Origin of the sequence: Blastococcus saxobsidens, from assembly GCF_002938435.1 — a bacterium.
In the GTDB taxonomy this organism is placed as follows: Bacteria; Actinomycetota; Actinomycetes; order Mycobacteriales; family Geodermatophilaceae; genus Blastococcus; species Blastococcus saxobsidens.
In genome coordinates this window covers 111,418-126,918 of sequence record NZ_POQT01000008.1, presented here as the reverse complement: position 1 = coordinate 126,918, position 15,501 = coordinate 111,418, and the positions used below count along the sequence as shown (strand labels likewise).

At 72.5% G+C, this 15,501-nt stretch carries 15 protein-coding genes; all 15 read right to left on the bottom strand.

The genetic code is table 11. The features are described 5' to 3' along the window. Window positions 1-197: 197 nt before the first annotated feature. The 15 genes from C5507_RS07390 to C5507_RS07320 all read right to left on the bottom strand — a co-directional run bounded on the left by C5507_RS07390 (window position 198) and on the right by C5507_RS07320 (window position 15,445). Complete coding sequence (locus C5507_RS07390; RefSeq protein ID WP_104527878.1) at window positions 198-1,661, bottom strand: aldehyde dehydrogenase family protein; 1,464 nt, start codon at window positions 1,659-1,661, stop codon at window positions 198-200. 93 nt (window positions 1,662-1,754) lie between these two features. Beyond that, on the bottom strand, window positions 1,755-2,468 hold the full coding sequence (locus C5507_RS07385) for a 5-formyltetrahydrofolate cyclo-ligase (protein ID WP_242610962.1): 714 nt from the start codon (window positions 2,466-2,468) through the stop codon (window positions 1,755-1,757). A 124-nt stretch (window positions 2,469-2,592) separates the two neighbouring features. Beyond that, entirely contained in the window at window positions 2,593-4,122 is a 1,530-nt protein-coding gene (locus tag C5507_RS07380; protein WP_130504160.1) for a tannase/feruloyl esterase family alpha/beta hydrolase, read from the bottom strand. Window positions 4,123-4,513: 391 nt separating this feature from the next. Then, window positions 4,514-5,533 (bottom strand): amidohydrolase family protein, encoded by a 1,020-nt coding sequence (locus C5507_RS07375; protein WP_104527876.1) that lies wholly within the window; start codon window positions 5,531-5,533, stop codon window positions 4,514-4,516. After that, window positions 5,530-6,315 (bottom strand): DUF1932 domain-containing protein, encoded by a 786-nt coding sequence (locus tag C5507_RS07370; RefSeq protein ID WP_104527875.1) that lies wholly within the window; start codon window positions 6,313-6,315, stop codon window positions 5,530-5,532. Before C5507_RS07370 ends, C5507_RS07375 begins: the two co-directional genes overlap by 4 nt. Then, complete coding sequence (locus tag C5507_RS07365; RefSeq protein WP_104527924.1) at window positions 6,312-7,268, bottom strand: VOC family protein; 957 nt, start codon at window positions 7,266-7,268, stop codon at window positions 6,312-6,314. Before C5507_RS07365 ends, C5507_RS07370 begins: the two co-directional genes overlap by 4 nt. An 85-nt stretch (window positions 7,269-7,353) precedes the next feature. Next, window positions 7,354-8,430 carry a 4-oxalomesaconate tautomerase gene (locus tag C5507_RS07360; RefSeq protein WP_104527874.1) on the bottom strand — a complete coding sequence of 359 codons (1,077 nt, stop codon included), beginning with the start codon at window positions 8,428-8,430 and terminating at the stop codon, window positions 7,354-7,356. Then, complete coding sequence (locus tag C5507_RS07355) at window positions 8,427-9,131, bottom strand: 4-carboxy-4-hydroxy-2-oxoadipate aldolase/oxaloacetate decarboxylase (RefSeq protein WP_104527873.1); 705 nt, start codon at window positions 9,129-9,131, stop codon at window positions 8,427-8,429. The genes C5507_RS07360 and C5507_RS07355 overlap by 4 nt, the downstream gene beginning before the upstream one ends. Then, the gene (locus C5507_RS07350; RefSeq protein ID WP_104527872.1) at window positions 9,128-9,778 is read right to left on the bottom strand and encodes a GntR family transcriptional regulator; all 651 of its coding nucleotides are present in this window, start codon (window positions 9,776-9,778) and stop codon (window positions 9,128-9,130) included. The genes C5507_RS07355 and C5507_RS07350 overlap by 4 nt, the downstream gene beginning before the upstream one ends. A gap of 125 nt (window positions 9,779-9,903) precedes the next feature. Further along, window positions 9,904-10,581, bottom strand: coding sequence for a GntR family transcriptional regulator (locus C5507_RS07345; protein WP_242610961.1), 678 nt, complete (start codon window positions 10,579-10,581; stop codon window positions 9,904-9,906). A gap of 157 nt (window positions 10,582-10,738) precedes the next feature. Then, complete coding sequence (locus tag C5507_RS07340; protein WP_104527871.1) at window positions 10,739-11,995, bottom strand: ABC transporter substrate-binding protein; 1,257 nt, start codon at window positions 11,993-11,995, stop codon at window positions 10,739-10,741. After that, the gene (locus C5507_RS07335; RefSeq protein ID WP_207225949.1) at window positions 11,992-13,017 is read right to left on the bottom strand and encodes a branched-chain amino acid ABC transporter permease; all 1,026 of its coding nucleotides are present in this window, start codon (window positions 13,015-13,017) and stop codon (window positions 11,992-11,994) included. The genes C5507_RS07340 and C5507_RS07335 overlap by 4 nt, the downstream gene beginning before the upstream one ends. A 92-nt stretch (window positions 13,018-13,109) precedes the next feature. Beyond that, window positions 13,110-13,991 (bottom strand): branched-chain amino acid ABC transporter permease, encoded by an 882-nt coding sequence (locus C5507_RS07330; RefSeq protein ID WP_104527870.1) that lies wholly within the window; start codon window positions 13,989-13,991, stop codon window positions 13,110-13,112. A gap of 1 nt (window position 13,992) precedes the next feature. Continuing rightward, complete coding sequence (locus C5507_RS07325; RefSeq protein ID WP_104527869.1) at window positions 13,993-14,703, bottom strand: ABC transporter ATP-binding protein; 711 nt, start codon at window positions 14,701-14,703, stop codon at window positions 13,993-13,995. Continuing rightward, window positions 14,690-15,445, bottom strand: a complete 756-nt coding sequence (locus tag C5507_RS07320) for an ABC transporter ATP-binding protein (protein WP_207225667.1) — start codon at window positions 15,443-15,445, stop codon at window positions 14,690-14,692. Before C5507_RS07320 ends, C5507_RS07325 begins: the two co-directional genes overlap by 14 nt. Between the last annotated feature and the right edge of the window lie 56 nt (window positions 15,446-15,501).

Sequence of the window (15,501 nt, the reverse complement as noted above, 5' to 3'; positions counted from 1 at the left end):
GGACTGCGACGCTAGGGCGACCGGTGCGCGCGGTGGATCCCGCGGATGACGTCCCCGGCGGCCCTCCCCCGTCGCGCGCGGCGTACGACGGATGACTCCGCCCGGACGCCCGTCGCCGCACCCCCGGGACCATCCGGGCCTCGACGTGCCCGTGGGGGCCCGCACCGCGACGGTGCGGACCCCCACGGGGGATCCGGTCAGGCCGGGAAGCCGACCGAGTGGGTGTCCATGAACTCCCGGAGACCCTCGATGCCCATCTCGCGACCGAAGCCGCTGTGGTTGAAGCCGCCGAAGGGCGCCCGCTCGTCGAGGAACGCCGCACCGTGGCAGTTGACGAAGGTGTAGCCGGTGCGCAGCCGCTTGCCGATGTCCGCCGCCCGGTCCATGTCCGCCGTCCACACCGAGGAGCACAGGCCCGACCAGGTGTCGTTGGCGCGAGCGACCGCGTCCTCGACGTCGTCGAACGGCAGGATCGGCAGGGTCGGCCCGAACTGCTCCTCACCGACGACGCGGGCGTCGTCGGACGGGTCGAGGACCAGGCTCGGCCTGAGGAAGTTGCCGACCGAGATGTCGGCGCCGTCCACCGCCTCGCCGAACTCGCGCACCTCCGCGCCGGACTCGCGCGCCTGCGCGAGCAGCTCCAGCACGTACTCCTTCTGCCGGCTCTGGTGCAGCGGGCCCATCGTGACGCCCTCGTCCAGGCCGTGGCCCAGGCGCGTGGCCGACAGCAGACCCGACAGCCCCTCCACGACCTCCTCGTACCGGGAGCGGTGCACGTAGAGCCGCTTGGTCGCCATGCAGATCTGGCCGGTGGAGTCGAAGGTGCCCCCGAACATCTTCTGCAGCGCCTCCGGGCCGAGGTCGGCGTCGGGCAGCACGATCGCCGGGTCGTTGCCGCCCAGCTCCAGGGCCACCCGGGTCAGCGACTCCGACGCCATGGCCATGATCCGCTTGCCGCCGCCGGGGCTGCCGGTGAAGCAGACCTTCTTCACCCGGTCGTCCTGGATCAGCGCGGAGCCGATCTCGGCGTCGTGCCCGGTCACCACGTTGAGCACGCCCGGCGGCAGCAGCTCGGCCATCTTCTGCACCGTGCGGGTCGTGGCCAGCGGGGTGGTCGGCGGCGGCTTGACCACCACGGTGTTCCCGGCCACGAGGGCGTACGGCAGCGACGCGCCCAGGATCGCCATCGGCCAGTTGAACGGCACGATGATCGTCACGACACCCAGCGGCAGGTAGGAGACCTCGGTCCGCCACGGCGGCGCCGGCAGCGTGACCGTCTCCCCCACCCGGTCCGCCAGCCCGGCGGCGAGCTGGCAGCGGTGGGCGAAGACGATGGAGTCGATGAACGACTCCATCCGGATCTTCCCGTTCTCGCGGGTCAGGATCTCCGCCGTCGCGTCGCGGTCGGCCTCGAGCGGGGCCAGCGCGGCGACGATCATCTCCGCCCGCTCCTGCGGCGTCCGGGCGGACCACGCCGGGAAGGCGCGGTGCGCCGCGGCGACGGCCTCCTCGGCCTGCTTGGCACTGGCCGCGCCCGCATAACCCACGACCGACCGGCCGTCGGACGGGTCGATCACCTGCAGGTGGTCATCCGTGCTGCGCACCTCGCCGGCGATGAACAGCTCGGTCCTGATCTCCGGTAGCTGATCCAGAGACACCATCGTTCTCTCCTCGGATAGGGATCGGAACCTGCGTCCGCAGGCCACGGGTGGGGGCGCCCCGGAGGGACGCGGCGACGGCCCGCGAGCGCGCGCTCACCGGGACCGTCCAGGGAGGTCCAGCCAGCCGGACGGCGTGACGACGGCGTCCACGGGCCGATCGTGCTCCTCCGCGGGCAGTTCGTCGACGACCTCGTCGTCGAACGCGAGCGTGACCAGGAGCGCGTCGGGGCGGGCGTGCACCAGCGCCCGGTCGTAGTAGCCGCCCCCGCGGCCGAGCCGGATGCCGGCCCGGTCGACGACCAGGGCCGGCACGACGACGACGTCGGCGGCACCGATCGCCGTGGCGTCGAGGCGGGGCCCTCCGGGCTCCATCAGGCCGAAGCGGCCGGGCTCGTGCCGGCCGGTGTCGACCGCCCAGTCCAGCTGCCGCCCCTGCGCCGGGACGACCGGGAGCAGCACCCGCGCGCCGAGGCCGGCGAACGCCGCGGGGATCCGGCCGTGCCCGGGCTCGGTGGGGTCGGGCACGAACGCCGCGAGCGTGCGGACCCCGGTGAGCCGGGCGACGAGCACGTCGGCGATCGCGTCGGCGGCCGCCGCCCGCTCGTTCTCCGGCCGGGCCACCCGGCGCGCCAGGAACCCCGCGCGCAGGGTCGCCTTCGCGGCGGCCGGGTCGTCGGTCACCGGCTCCCAGGCTCCCGGCCCCGCGCCGCGGCGCGGCAGGCTGCCGACGTGGTCGGCGGGGAACGGCGGACCGGACGCCTCCGCCCGCGGTGGGCCGGGGGCGGAGCTGTCAGTGAGGTCGGGCACCGCATCCTCCTTCGGTATCGGCAGCCGCGCCCGCAGCGGCATGCGGACATGCTGCCCGGCGCGCCGGTACCCGGCCACGGCAGCGGTGGCTGCCGTGGCCGGGCCCGGTCTCACCTTCGGACCGTCAGGGCTGGCGGAGCTCCATCCTGGTGCCGGCGACGCACTCGAAGTTGCTGCCGTCCCTCCAGTCGCCGAAACCCGTCCACTCGGCCACCAGCGGGTAGGCGCAGACCGGGCGGGTCACCCCGGCCTTGGCGGCGTCGAGGGTCGCCGGTGCCGTGCCGTTCTCCACCCACTCGACCAGGGCGCCGAAGCCGTTGGTCAGCTCAGGTCCGGCCCCGCCGCTGCAGTGGCCGACGCCCGGCGCCAGGAACAGCCGGGCGAAGTCGTCCGTCCCCTCGCCGAACCGCTCCTCCAGGCGCTCGTAGTAGTCGACCGTGCCCTTGACGGTGACGCCGAAGTCGGCTGCGCCGTGCCACATGAGCAGCTTGCCGCCGCTGTCGCGGAACGCCGAGAGGTCCGTGTCGCTGGCGCCCATCATGTCGCCGTACCGCTCGACGGCCAGGTCGAACAGCCCCTCGAACGACGCGTAGTCCAGGGTCCGCCAGTCGAACGACGGGTCGTCGGTCAGGAAGTACCTGATCCACCAGATGTCGTAGATGAACGGGTCCCCGACGAGCTGGCCCTGGTCGTCCAGCTTGGTGTTGTGCAGGCCCGCGTAGGGGGCGCCGTAGGGCAGGCCGTACCAGAGGAAGCGGCCGTCGGTGCCGCGTGGCCCCTCGTGGATGCGCTGCATGACCGCGACGTCCTTCGCCGTGATGGTGCCGCACGCCGTCTCGGTTCCGATGAGCGTGGTCAGGTCGAAGTCGCAGGCGAAGGGGTCGCCGATGACTCCGTCCACCACGCCGTCACCGACGGTGTCGCAGGCCGCGACCGCGGCCTTCAGCGCGGTCTCGAACTTGCAGGCGGGGACCGGGTTGTTCTCCTGGAGCATGACGATCTGGCCCCAGATCTGGCCGGTCTGCATCTCCGGGAAGTTGATGACCGGCGCGCCCGCGAAGATGCCGTCGAAGTCGTCCGGGTAATTCTGGGCCTCCATGAGGCCCTGCCGGCCACCGGTGGAGCAGCCGTTCCAGTACGAGTACTCCGGCGCCCGGCCGTAGAAGGTGGTGACGACGGACTTCGCGGCGACGGCCATGTCGTGGACGCCCTCGTGGCCGAAGTCCTCACGGCCGGTGTGGTTGGGGGTGCCGTCGGGGTTCAGCCCGAAGGTGCCGGAGCTGCCCACGTGCCCGGCGTCGGTGGCCGAGGCCGCGTAGCCCTGCTGGACCGCCCCGGCGAGGCGGCCGGGGTCGCCGCCGGAGAAGCCGCCGCCCCCGACGGCCTGGTACCGCCCGTTCCACGTGCGCTCGGGCATGTGCACCCAGACGGTCACCTTCCCGCCGTCCTCCGGGTCGGAGACGGTCAGGGTGACCTGGCACGTCGCCGGCGCCGTGCTGCTCGCCGGGACCGACGTCGCCTCCGTGACCGTCGCGTTCGCCGGCGCGAAGGCCCGTGCCTTGAGCGCCTCGCAGGCGATCGCCGGCCGATCCGGGTGGGGCGCCTGGGGGCTCTTCCCCCCGGGTGCCGCCTGCGCGGTCGGGGCGAGGAGCACGAGACTCGACGCAGTGGTGGCAAGGACGGTGAGCGTCGCGCGCGCATGTCCCGGACGTGGACGTGACCGCATGGGCGTTGTCTCCTCAGGTTCGGTGCAGCCGGCCGCCCGGCATCCGGCCGAACGACTGTGCGATGCCGGCGCTTCGCCACCGGCGACGCCATCCTCATACGGGGGTGTTCCAGGTCACAGGGCGTGATAGCCCATGCCGCCTGCGACATCTGTCTCGGACGGGTGGCCAACTCCCCACCGTCCTGTCGGACGCCGACGGGGAGCCATTCTGTGCCGGACCGGCAGCCGGGCCGCCACCGAACCGCACCGGGCAGCTGCCCGCGATACGGGCCCGCTCGACGACCGTCACGACGAGCTGCCGGACCCCTGGGGGCCGGCGTCAGTCGAGCGCGGCGGCGAGCCGGGGGTAGACCCGCCTGACGTTGTGCTCGAAGACGGCGGCGCGGGACTCCTCGTCCAGCGCCCCCCTCTCGAACGCGGCCTCCACGTACCGGCGGGTGTCGTCGTAGTGGTGCCCGGTGCGCTCGTCGACGCCGCGCACGGCCCCGACCATCTCCGACCCGAACAGGACGTTGCGGGTGTCGACCACGTCCAGCAGCAGGTCCAGGCCCGGCTGGTGGTAGACGCAGGTGTCGAAGAAGACGTTGCCCATGACGTTGGTCTCCACCGGCGGCCGCCCGAGCATGTCGGCCAGCCCCCGGTACCGGCCCCAGTGGTAGGGCACCGCTCCCCCACCGTGCGGGATCACCAGGCGCAGGTCCGGGAGATCGGTGAACAGGTCGCCCTGGAGCAGCTGCATGAACGCGGTGGTGTCGGCGTTGATGTAGTACGCACCGGTCGCGTGGAAGACCGGGGTGGCCGACGCCGAGACGTGCACCATCGCCGGCACGTCGAGCTCGACCATGGCCTCGTAGAACGGGTACCAGCTCCGGTCGGTCAGCGCCGGCGACGTCCAGTGGCCACCGCTGGGGTCGGGGTTGAGGTTGCAGCCGACGAAGCCGAGCTGCTCCACGCAGCGGCGCAGCTCGTCGATCGACCCGGTGATGCCCGTGCCCGGGGACTGGGGCAGCTGCGCGACGCCGACGAAGCGGTCGGGGAACAGCGTGGTGACCCGGTGGACGAGGTCGTTGCACCGGCGGGCCCACTCCAGGCTGACCGCCGCGTCGCCGACGTGGTGGGCCATCGCCGAGGCGCGGGGCGAGAAGAGCGTGACGTCGATGCCGCGCTCGTCCATCAGCCGCAGCTGACTGGTCTCGATCGTCTCCCGGATCTCGTCGTCGCTGATCGACGGGTACGCCGGCGGCGTGGTCCCCGCCTTCCACGCCGACACCTGCTCCTCGCGCCACGCGGTGTGCGCGGCGGGGGCGGTCGTGTAGTGCCCGTGGCAGTCGATGATCACGTCGTCCCCTTGTCGGCGGCGTCCCGGAGCTCGACCAGGAGGTCGCGGGCGGCGGGGGCGACGCGGGCGGGCACCCCCAGCTCCTGCAGCTGCTCGGTGGCCGCGGCCATCTCGTCGGCCCGTCGCCCGGCGTGCGTGTAGGTGCCGTCGACGAGCCGGTCCAGCGTGCGCTCGTCGAACCCGGCCAGCTCGGCGGCGATGTTGCCGCGCAGCCAGTCGGCGCAGCCGGCCGCCTCGGCGCCGCGCAGCGCCTCGACCACGGCTGCGGCCAGGCCCTTGTAGAAGACGCTGCGCAGCAGCTTGCGGGAGATCGCCGTCCCGACCGGACCGTCCTGCAGGGTCACCTCGGCGCCCAGCCCGGAGAGCAGCTCGAGGAACCGGCCGGCGCCGTCGCCGCAGACGAGCATCGGCGTGCGCAGGCCCTTGTCCGGCACCGGCGACATGAGGGCGACGTCGACCACCCGCACGTCGTGCGCCGCGGCCCGCTCCGCCAGGGCGACCTTGGCCCCGGGGCTCGCGGTGTTCAGGTCGGCCCACAGGGTGTCCGGGCGCAGCCCGGTCAGTGCGTTCTCCAGCGCCGTCATGGCGTCGTGCGAGCTGTTGACGCTGAGGACGACGTCGGCGCCGGCCACCGCCTCCGCCTCGGAACCGCAGCGGGCGACGCCGTCCACGGTCAGGCCCAGCGGGTCGTACCCCCGGACGTCCGCGCCCACGGCGACCAGGTCGCGGGCGATCTCCGACCCGGCCTCGCCCAGCCCGAGGACGGCGACGACCGGGGTCACTCCTGGCCCTCGACCGGCGGCGTGCCGTGGGTGTGGAACGTGGAGATGGTCTGCAGGCCCCAGGCCTGGCCCTTGGCCCGCTCGGCCTCCGACCAGTCGACCGGCTGCCAGTCCGGCGCGAGCACCAGCCGGGCGGCGGGGTTGTCCAGCTCGATCCGGTTGCCGGCCGGCTCCCAGACGTAGAGGAAGAAGCTCTGCTGGATGGTGTGCTTGTGCGGTCCGGTCTCGATGTGGACGCCGTGCTCCAGGGCCAGGTCGGCGGCCCGGATGATGTCGTCCCGGCTGTCGACTGCGAAGGAGATGTGGTGCAGCCGGCCCGAGGTACCGGTCCGGTCCTTGGTCCAGACCGCGTTGTAGCCCTGGTTGGTGAACGTGGTCCAGGTGCCGGCGATCTCACCGCTGTCGAGCACGATCTGCTCGGTGGTCATCGCGCCGAGGGTGTCGACGAAGAAGTCGCGGTTCTCCTTCGGGTTCACACCGAGGTAGTTGATGTGGTCGATCCGGCGGACGCCGACCCCGCGGCCGGGGTAGGCCTGCGCCTGGTTCTTCAGCGCCGGCTTGAGGTCACCCTCCGGCCGGTACCACTCGGTCTCGTAGTAGACGCCCATCTCGTGGCCGTCGGGGTCGGTGAAGACGTAGACCGGCCCGTAGCCGGGGTCGCCGTCCTGCCAGCCCCTGCCGAGGCCGGTCGCTTCGATGGCCGCCACCCGGCGCTGGAGGGCCTCGGGCGTGCTGGCCCGGAAGTTCGTGCGACCCACGCCCGGCTGCGGGGCGGCGGTGAGCTTGATGGTGGTGTTCTCGTAGTCGTCCCAGGCGCGCAGGAACACCGAGTCGCCGGAGGAGCCGTTCTCGGTCATCCCCAGGTACCGCACGAAGAAGTCGAGGCTCTCCTCCGGCTTGTGCGTGAGCAGCTCGATGTGGGCGAGGTGCGCGATGTCGTGCAGGGGTGGCACGGGCACTCCTAGGAGTCGGGGGCGGAAGGTTCGGTGGCGTCGTCCGGAGGCTCGTCCCGGCCCCGCGAGGGGACGGGGTGTCTCCTCAGCGCGGGAACGCTGTCCCGTCGAAGAGCTTGCGGGCGGTGCGCACGACCGCGGACCGGACGGCGCGCGGCGGTGTGGTCGAGGCGTCGACGACGACGTCGACGAGCAGGTGCCCCGTCGGGTGCTCGACGTCGACCTGCGAGGTGTCCGTCGGCCAGGCGCTGGTCAGCTCGTGGCCGACCGCGCCGGGCAGGCGCATCCCGGTGACCACGCTGACCGCGCCGAGCACGCCGATCGAGGAGTGCGGCTGGACCGGGATGAAGGAGCGGGTGCACACCTGCCCGCCGTCGCGGGGCGCGGCCAGCAGCACGGTCTTGGGCACCGACGCGGTGGCGACGTCGCCCATGCCCATCAGCTGGGCGGCCTTGCGGCGGAAGGTGTCGACCCGCTCGAGCAGGGCCGCGTCGGCGGCCAGCTCCTCGTGCGACTCGTAGCCGGTCAGCCCGAACGCCTCGGCGAGGGCGAGGACGACGGGCATGCCGTTGTCGACGCAGGTGACCTCGATGCCCTCGACGGTGTCGCGGACGTGCCCGGTGGGCAGCAGCGCCCCGGTCGCCGAACCCTCCGTGTCGGTGAAGCCCAGCACCACCGGCGCCGCCGTGCCGGGCACCCCGGCGATCGCCACGTCGCCGCGGTACTCGACCCGGCCCTCCGGCGTCGGGAAGGTGGCGACGGCGACGCTCCCGGAGTTGACCATCCGGATGCGCACGCTGGTCTCGTCGCCGGCGGCCGGGACCAGGCCGCGCTCGACGGCGAAGGGCCCCACCCCGGCCAGGATGTTGCCGCAGTTCTGCCGGTCGCTGACCGTCGCCTCGTCGACGCCGAGCTGGAGGAACAGGTAGTCGACGTCGACCTCCGGGTCCTCGGACCGGGAGACCACCGCGACCTTGCTGGTGAGCGTGGTGCCGCCGCCGAGGCCGTCGATCTGCCGCGGGTCGGGCGTGCCCATGAGCCGCAGCAGCAGGTCGTCGCGCTCGGCCGGGTCGGCCGGCAGGTGCTCCGCCTCGAAGTACAGGCCGCGGGAGGTACCGGCGCGCAGCATCGTGCAGCGGACGCCGCCGTCGTCGTAGCTCACCTCTCTCCCTCCGCGTACTTCTCGTACGGCACGTACTCGATGCCGAAGTCCGCGAGGCGGTCGCGCAGGCCGTAGCGGTCCAGCCCGAGCTCGCCCGCCTGGAAGGCGGCGCGGCTGGCGGCCTCCTTGTCCAGCCGAGCCTGCGACGAGGTGAGCGCGCGCGGCACGTCGGCGCGGGGCACCACCATCACGCCGTCGTCGTCGGCGACCACGACGTCGCCCGGGTGGACCGTCTGGCCGCCGACGACCACCGGCACGTTCACCGCGCCGGCCGTGGCCTTCACCGAGCCCTGGGCGCTCACCGCCCGCGACCAGGCCGGGAAGCCCATCTCGCGCAGCTCGGCGACGTCGCGCACGCCGCTGGCCAGCACCACGCCGCGCACCCCGCGCTGGGCCAGGGCGGTGGCGAACAGCTCGCCGAACAACCCGTCGCTGGACGGGGAGTTGGTGGCGACGACGAGCACGTCGCCCGGCCGGCACTGCTCCACCGCCACGTGGATCATGAGGTTGTCGCCGGGCCAGCAGAGGACGGTGACCGCGGTGCCGCCGATCCGCGCACCGGACCATGCCGGGCGGAACTCGGGCCCCAGGTAGCCGACCCGGCCCAGCGCCTCGTGGACGGTGGCGACGCCGTACTCGCCGAGCTGCTGGGCATCTCCGACGTCCGCACGCGGCGGATCGGTGACGACGACGTTCCTCATGCTGCTCCTCCGGACGGGTGGGGCTCGGACAGCGCGGCGATGACGCTGCCGAGGTGGGCGGCTACCGCGGCCTCGGCCCGCTCGGGATCGCGGGCGGAGATCGCGTCGACCAGGGCGGTGAGCCCGCCGAGGCTCACCCGGGGACGGCCGGGCCGCAGCGAGAGCCGGAACTGGTGGCGGACCAGCTGCGCCTGCAGCCGGCCGACCATGTCCGCCGCGATCGGGTGGCGGGCAGCCTCGGCGACCATGCCGTACAGCTGCTGGATGAGCTGCGAGTACTTCTGGACGTCGCCGGAGTCGACCGCCGCCGTCATCGTGTGCAGGTGGGCGCGGAGCCGGTCGACCTCGGCGTCGGTGATCCGCTCGGCCGCCTTGCGGGCCAGCAGGCCCTCGAGCGGGAGCCGGCACTCGGTGATCTCGATGGCCTCCTCGGCGGAGACGATCCGTACCCGCGCCCCCTTGTTCGGGATCCGCTCGACGAGACCCTCCGCGGCCAGCACGTCGATCGCCTGCCGCACGGCACTGCGGCTGACGCCGGTCAGGGTGACGAGCTCGGCCTCGACCAGCCGGTATCCGGGCGGCATGTCACCGCGGGAGATCGCGACCCGGAGGGCGCGCTCCGCCATTTCCTGAGCCGCGGACGCCATGGGCGCACGTTAATCCACCCGGGCGGGATTGCCAACGATTCTGCATGCAATCGTCGCGCCCCTCGGCCGGCACGGGCGAGGCGCCGCGGGCACCGCCACCGCCGGCGTTCCGACGCGGGGCCGGATCAGGCCGCGGCCGGCTCAAGGAGCAGTGCGTCGATGACGTCCTGCAGGTGCGCCCGGGCGGCGGACTCGGCTCGGTCGGCCGCGCGCTCCACGACGGCGTCGACGACGCGCGTCAGCCCGGCGAGCGACTGCCGGGCCTGCCCCGGACGCAGCAGCAGCTGGAACTCGTGCCGCACCATCCGCCCTTCCAACTGCTCGACCAGCGCCGACGCCCTGGGCTGGGACGCCAGCTCCCGCAGGAGCCGGTGGTGCTCCCGCACCAGCGCCGAGTACTCGAGCAGCTCCTGCTCGGCCCCGGCCCGACGCATCCGCCGGAGGTTGTCGCGCAGGGAGTCGGTCCGGCCGGCGGTCGCGTGCTGCGCCGCCTTGCGGGCGAGCAGCCCGTCGAGGACCTGCCGGCACTCCAGGACGGCCACCGCCTCGGCGGTGGAGACGACCCGGACCCGCGCCCCGCGGTTCGGGATCCGCTCGACCAGGCCCTCGGTGATCAGCACGTCCAGGGCGAGCCGGGCGCTGTTGCGGGTCACGCCGTACCGCTCCCCCAGCTCGGGCTCGACCAGCCACTGCCCCGGGACGACGACCCCGCGCACGATCTCCTCGCGCAGCCGCTGCTCGGCGAGGCGCTTGGCGTGCGCGCCGCGGAGCAGGTGTGCGCTCTCCCCCGTCGTGTGCGCCACCGGCCCACCGTAGGGACCGCGGGCCGGGGATCTCAACAGATGCGACCCTTCCGGTACGCCGACGTCCCCCTGCCGGGTGCCCCGACGCACCGGCGGGGCGCCGGGACGGAGGGGCGACCCGTCCTTGGACTAGCCGCCCCTCCGCGTCACGACGAGGTCACCCGAAGGACTCGACCGTGTCGTAGCCCTTGCCGTTGAACTTCTGCACGTTCAGCGTCGAGACGGCCGGCTGGCCCTCCTCGCTGGTGTTCACAGCGGTGCCCTCCAGCATGAGCGGGGCCTGGAAGTCCTCGATGGAGCGCAGCGCCTCCATGAAGTTCTCCCGGGTCGGCTCGGTCATCTCGCCGAACGCCTGCTCCAGCGTCGCGCCGATCATCCAGCTCCACTGGCAGTGCGGGAAGGCCGGCGGGTCCGGGTAGTCGCCGTGCTCCTTGAGCGCCGCCAGGTACTCCACGACGTCCTCGTCCTGGGCGAAGGCCGGGCTCTGCGGCGCCTTCGCGAAGGAGACGGAGTAGATGCCGGGGTAGGCCGCCGCGCCGCCGGGCTCCAGGATCGCCCCGGGGCTCGAGGTGTTCGAGGGCAGGAACCAGCTGGGCTTCCAGTTGAGCTGCTGCGCCTTCTGCAGCGAGGCGATCATCAGCGGGGTCACCGACATCGCGTTGAAGAAGATGTCGGCGCCGCTGCTGGCGAGCTCGGTGATCTGCGCGTCGACGGAGGTGTCGGTCGCCTCGTAGGTCAGCTCGTCGACGATCTCGATGTTGTCCGCGCCCTCGATGGCCGACTTGAAGCCCTCGACGTAGCCCTCGCCGTAGTCGTCGTTCTGCGACAGGATCGCGACCTTGTGCTCCTCGCTCGAGGTGGCGAGCAGCTCGCCGAAGGCCTCGCCCTCGTTCTGGTAGATCGGCACGAAGCCGAGCTGCCAGGGGCTCTCCTCGGTGTCGCTGAACAGCGGGTCGCCGGTCATGATCAGGACCTGCGGCACCTCGTCGGCGATCGCCGCGTCACGCCACGCACGGTTGGTCGGCGTCCCGAGGCCCGCGGTCATCGCGAAGACGTCGTTCTTGAGCTGGTCGTAGTTGGCCTTCGCCTGCTGCGGGTCGTAGGTGTCGTCCAGCGCCCGGATGTCGACGGTGCGGGTCTTCCCGTCGCCGAACTCGACGCCGCCCTCGGCGTTCTTCGCGCCGAAGTAGGCCTTGACGCCGGCGACGGTGCAGGTGCCCGGCCCGGCGGTGGCGCCGCTGAGCGGCGTGGTGACGCCGAGCGTGACCGAGTCGTCGGTGATGCCGGGGCTGGCCGAGCCACCGCCGCCACCGCCGCCACCGCCGCCTTCACGACCGCAGGCCGTGAGGGTCAGCGCGAGCGCCGAGACGACAGCGACACCGCGGGCAGTCCGCGATCGAAAGTGCGTGTTCATGCGGGACCTTGCCTCTCTCTCTCAGATCCCTCCGCCGCGGTGCCCGACCCTGCGGTCGACGACGGAGTGGTTGGTGGCGCGCCGACTCCGCGGTCGGCGCCGGAGCGCCGGCGGCCGCGGGTGAGGGCGCGGGGAAGCGACGCGAGGCCGCCGGGGAGGACGAACAGGACGAGCAGCAGGACGGCGCCCTGCAGCAACGCCGTGAGGCTGGCGTCGACCGCGTTCGTCAGCTGGGGGACGAGCACGTACCAGGCGCCACCGAGGATCGAGCCCACGATGCTCCCGGCGCCGCCGATCACCATCGCGGCGAGCAGCTCGATCGAGTGCCCGAAGCTCATGGTCTCCGGCGAGGTGTACTGGACGACGAGCATGTACAGGAAGCCGCTCACGCCGCCGATGAGGGAGGCGATCGTGAACGCCAGCACCTTGTACCGGTACGGCGAGATGCCCATGGAGGACGCGACGTTCTCGTTGCCCTTCACGATGGCGAAGGCCCGGCCGTACTTGCCGCGCACGAGGTAGCGGGTCAGCAGGAAGACGATGCCGCCGATGACCAGCACGATGTACAGCTGCCACTGGTCGTCGTAGAGCCCGGTCCACTCCGGGTTGTCGGCGAAGCGCGCCGACAGACCCTGGGAACCGCCGGTGAACTCGCTCAGCCGCTTGGCGAGCGGGACGCCGACGATGGGCAGCGCGACGGTGACCATCGCGATCGCCAGCCCGCCCAGGCGTGCCGCGGCGAGCGCCACGATCAGCCCCGCGACGGCGGGGATCAGGCAGGCGAGCACGAAGACCAGGACGATGTTCCAGTCGTTCTGGACGCCGTACGCCGTGACGTACGCGCCGACGCCGAGGAAGAAGATCTGCCCCAGCGACACCTGCCCCGTGTAACCCATCACGACGTTGAGACCGAGCACCGCGACGGCGAAGACGCCGATGCGGGCGATCGTCTCGTTGGCGAACTCCGGCAGCACCAGGGGCAGCACGGCGAGCACGAGGGCGAGCACCAGCGGGGCCGCCATGCGCACCCACCGACGCTGCCGGAAGGACGGAGCCGCCGCGGCGGGGGCGGCCGCGGACCGGGACGAGGTGGAGAGGGACGAGGCGGAGGCCATCACACGCGCACCACGGTTTTCCGGCCGAACAGGCCCTGAGGTCGGACGATGAGCACGACGAAGAGGAGGATGAACGGCACGGCGATCTTCAGGTCGTGCCCGATGAACGGCACGTACACCGCGGCCAGGTTCTCCAGGATGCCGATGATCCAGGCCGCGACGACGACGCCGACGGGGCTGGTGAGGCCGCCCAGGATGACGGCGGCCAGCGCGTACACGAGGGCGTTGTCGAGCATGCCCGGCGTCAGCGTGAGCTGCGGTGCGACGAGCGCCCCGGCCACGGCCCCCAGCACCGCCGCCAGGCCCCAGCCGACCATCAGGAGACGGCCGACGGGCAGTCCGGAGAAGGCCGCGGACTGCGGGTTGATCGCGACCGCCCGCAGCGCCAGGCCGAGCTTGGTGCCCACGAAGAGCGCCTGCAGCAGGACCATGGCCACGACGATGACGACCGTCGTCCCGATCGACCGGATGCTGACCGAGACCCCCAGGAACGACACGGTGTCGAGGGGGAACAGCGACGGGAACTGCTGGTTGTTGTACGTCCAGAGCCACCCGGCGATACCGGTGATCAGCGTGAGCAGGCCGATCGTGACCACGACGGCGGTGTCGGGGTCGCCACGCTCGAAGCGCCGCATCAGCCAGCGCTCGACGACCGCACCGAGGGCGAAGGAGAAGACGATCGACAGCAGGATCGCGACGATCAGCGGCACGCCCTGGTTCGTCAGGTACCACGCGAAGTACGCCGCGAGGACCGCCATGCCGCCCTGCGCGAAGTTGATCAGCCCCGTCGCCGAGTGGACGAGCACGATCGCGAGGGCGAGGGCCGCGTAGACGGAGCCGGTGGACAGGCCGTCGATGACGAGTTGGATGAAGGTCCCCATGTCACCCTCCCAGGTAGGCGCGACGGATCTCGTCCATGCCCTTGAGCTCGGCAGTCGTGCCGGTGAGCACGTTCCGCCCGGTCTCCAGGACCGTGGCGCCGTCGACGAGGGTGAAGGCGAGATTGGCGTTCTGCTCGACCACGAGCATCGCGATGCCGGACTCGCTGCGCAGGCGCCGGATGGCGTCGTAGACGTTCTTCGCCGTGCTCGGCGCGAGGCCGAGCGAGGCCTCGTCGAGCAGCAGCAACCGGGGCTTGGACATGATGGCCCGGGCCACCGCGAGCATCTGCTGCTCGCCGCCGGACAGCGCCGACGCGTTCGACCCGATGCGTTCCTGCAGGTTGGGGAACAGGTCGAGGCAGTAGTCGATGTCCTCGTCGATGCCCTTGCGGTCGTTGCGCAGGTACGCGCCGACCCGCAGGTTCTCCCGGACGGACAGGTCACCGAACGTGCCGCGCCCCTCGGGCACGTGCGCGATGCCGAGGGCAGCGACCTGGTCGGGCCGCAGACCGCGGATGTCCTTGCCGTCGAAGGTGATGCGGCCGCCGGTGCGGACGGTGGCACTGATCGCGCGGAGGGTCGTGGTCTTGCCGGCGCCGTTCGCGCCGAGGATCCCGAACGCGCCGTTCTCCGGAACGCTCAGCGATACCCCCTCCAGCACCTGGACGGGGCCGTAGGACGCGGTCACGTCCTCCAGCTCAAGCAGCGTCATCCGCGGCGTCCTTTCCGATGTAGGCCTCGATGACCCGGGGGTCGGACTGCGCCTCGGCGGCCGACCCCTCCATGAGCTTCGCGCCGTGGTCGAGCACGACGACGCGGTCGGTGAGGGCGGCGATCAGGCCCATGTGGTGCTCGACGATGACGACGGTGATGTCGTCCTCCGCGCGCAGCCGCCGGACCGTCGCGATCAGCGTCTCCACCTCGGTGTGCGGGAGGCCGGCGGCGGGCTCGTCGAGGAGGAGCAGCTTCGGCTTCATGAGCAGCGCGCGGCACAGCTCGACGCCCTTGTGGAGGCCGTGGGACAGCTCGTCGGCCGGCAGGTGGGCGGCCCATCCCAGGTCGTTGCGTTCCAGGAGCTCGAGCGCCTCGGCGCGCAGCTCCTTCTCCGCACGCCGGGTGCGCGGCGTCCGCACCGCCCACTCCAGCGCTCCGCCGGGCAGCCGGGAGTGCGCACCGAGCAGCACGTTCTCCAGCACCGTCTCGTGCAGCTGCAGCGCAGGGTGCTGGAACGTGCGGGCCAGGCCGTGGCCGGCGAGGGTGGCCGGGCGCGCGCCCTGCACCTCCGCGCCGTCGATCCGCACGACGCCCGAGGTCGGCTTGTAGTGCCCGCTGATGCAGTTGAACAGCGACGTCTTCCCCGCCCCGTTGGGGCCGACCAGCCCGAAGATCTGGCCCGGCTCGACGGTGAAGCTCACCTCCTGCAGCACTTTGATGCCGCCGAATTGCAGGCTCACGTCCTGCAGGGTCAGCTCAGCCGCCATTGACGTCTCTCCCGCCGTCGCCGCGATGT

Coding starts and splice junctions, on each gene's coding strand:
- C5507_RS07390 (WP_104527878.1), bottom strand. CDS start 1,661: ATGGTGTCTCTGGATCAGCTACCGGAGATCAGGACCGAGCTGTTCATC.
- C5507_RS07355 (WP_104527873.1), bottom strand. CDS start 9,131: ATGAGGAACGTCGTCGTCACCGATCCGCCGCGTGCGGACGTCGGAGAT.
- C5507_RS07350 (WP_104527872.1), bottom strand. CDS start 9,778: ATGGCGTCCGCGGCTCAGGAAATGGCGGAGCGCGCCCTCCGGGTCGCG.
- C5507_RS07340 (WP_104527871.1), bottom strand. CDS start 11,995: ATGAACACGCACTTTCGATCGCGGACTGCCCGCGGTGTCGCTGTCGTC.
- C5507_RS07335 (WP_207225949.1), bottom strand. CDS start 13,017: ATGGCGGCCCCGCTGGTGCTCGCCCTCGTGCTCGCCGTGCTGCCCCTG.
- C5507_RS07330 (WP_104527870.1), bottom strand. CDS start 13,991: ATGGGGACCTTCATCCAACTCGTCATCGACGGCCTGTCCACCGGCTCC.
- C5507_RS07325 (WP_104527869.1), bottom strand. CDS start 14,703: ATGACGCTGCTTGAGCTGGAGGACGTGACCGCGTCCTACGGCCCCGTC.